We start from the raw sequence: 1,797 nt of genomic DNA on the forward strand, positions 1-1,797 counted from the left end.
CCGACGCGCCCATGTTCGGTAAACGACGGTGGGAACAAGCCGGGTGCCAGCGTGGCGACCAGGCTGTAGCCAAAGGCGGCCGCAACGCCAATCCCGATGAGGGTGAACATGTTCGGGCTGCGGTTGCGGATCGACTGCACGCAGCGCTCGAAGAACGGCCAGCCGGCCCACAGCACGACTGGTGTGGTCAAGACCAGCTCGACCCAGGTCTGCACGTCGATCGACAACGGCAGGATCTGCACGTCGCCCAGCACGACACGCGGGAGGTACTGGCCGAACATGGCCAGCACGAGCGTCACCACAGTCAGCGGAAGCGTCCACCAGAACCGGCGCGAGAAGTCGCGAAGTTCCGGATTGTCATCGTCCTCCAGGCTCGGCATTTCCGGCTCCAGCGCCATGCCGCAGAAGGGACAGTTGCCTGGACCTTGTTGCCGGACTTCCGGGTGCATCGGGCAGGTGTAGATGGCGCCGGGCTGTGCCACCTCGGGTTCGTCCTGGGGCGTCAGATAGCGCTCCGGATCGGCCACGAACTTCGCGCGGCATCGCTCCGAGCAGAAGTGGAAAGGTGTGTCGGCGTGGGTCGCATGATGCTGCGTCGTGGCGGGATCGACCTGCATGCCACAGACCGGATCGGTGACCCGTCCATCCGCAGCCTCGACAGGGGCTGCGCCTGCAGAATGGTGATGGTCATGGGACGACGGTGAGTTCATGCCGATGCTCGCTTTAGTGGGGATGGACTGCCAAGGCAGTGTGCCATTGCGGGTTACACAGCTATTCGGGGCTGAGCGTCCCGAGCACTGAAACAACAATCAGGATCAAGATGGCCAGCGCGGCCTCAGCCGTAACACTCTGCCGCAAAGCCCGCACCTCCTGCGCGGGATCTCCGCTGGTCAGCGCTCGTTCCAAGCGCGGCACCAGCGTCCATCGGTGCAGCGCTCCCAAACCCAGCATTCCAGCGAACAGGGCCAGTTTGAACAGCAGCAACTTCCCGTAGGTGCTCTGGAACAGGGCCGAAAACGACCACGCGGTGAGATCCCCGTAGTGCGCGATGCCGGACACGATGAGCGCACCAACGAAGATCGTTCCCAGCGTCGAAAAACCATGCAGAAAGTCATGCGTTGATCGCAGACGCCCGCTGCCGTTCGTCTCTTTGCCGCGCAGCAGCATGGCAAGGAACATCAGGACCGCTGCGATCCAGCCGCCTGCCGCGAGAAGATGGACGATGCCTGCAGCAAGCCGGACCGCGCCTGCCAAGCCCTCGCCAGCGGCGGCGTGGCCGTTCCATGCCAGCGAAGCGAGTGCGCCGCCCGCCAGCATCGCCCCCAGCGGGAAGGCGGTCTCCACCTTCCCGCGGCGACGATGCCATCCGAGCACGAACATCAGGGCGACCAGCAGCGCGCCTCTCGCCATGGCTGCCCGGCCCGCGGACGTCTCGAGCAGATACCAGCCAAGCGATCCGCGATCAACCTCGGCAAGCGGCATTCCCATGATGCCCGCGGTCTTGAAGACGACATCGAGCCCGGTGAGCACGAGACCGGCTACGGCACCCGCCAATAGAACGCCCATGAGTGACCACCCGGCCAAGGCGTCGGCGAGTGCCGATCGACGCGACCCGTACCAACCGAAGAGTGGAACCCCGAAAAGAACCATGATGACAAGGTATTCCAAGAATCTCAGTGCATAAGCCGACAGGTCGAACATTCGCGACTCCTCAGCGCACCGTGAAGCTGAAGCTGCCCGGCATGGGGTGGTTGTCACCACCGACGGCGCGGTATTCCACGGTATAGACGCCCGGAG

The 1,797-nt window shown here is 64.2% G+C and carries 3 protein-coding genes; all 3 read right to left on the reverse strand.

Annotation, left to right across the window (positions count from 1 at the left end):
- On the reverse strand, nt 1-617 hold a 617-nt coding region (locus EO174_RS00085), incomplete at its 3' end, for a heavy metal-binding domain-containing protein (protein WP_234830966.1).
- 154 nt (nt 618-771) lie between these two features.
- Nucleotides 772-1,701 carry a copper homeostasis membrane protein CopD gene (gene copD / locus EO174_RS00090; protein ID WP_005995728.1) on the reverse strand — a complete coding sequence of 310 codons (930 nt, stop codon included), beginning with the start codon at nt 1,699-1,701 and terminating at the stop codon, nt 772-774.
- Between the two features lie 10 nt (nt 1,702-1,711).
- The coding region (locus tag EO174_RS00095) for a copper resistance protein CopC (RefSeq protein ID WP_164736899.1) at nt 1,712-1,797 on the reverse strand (86 nt) is incomplete at its 5' end.

Origin of the sequence: Xanthomonas sp. BRIP62418 (assembly GCF_003993495.1) — a bacterium.
GTDB lineage: Bacteria > Pseudomonadota > Gammaproteobacteria > Xanthomonadales > Xanthomonadaceae > Xanthomonas > Xanthomonas euroxanthea.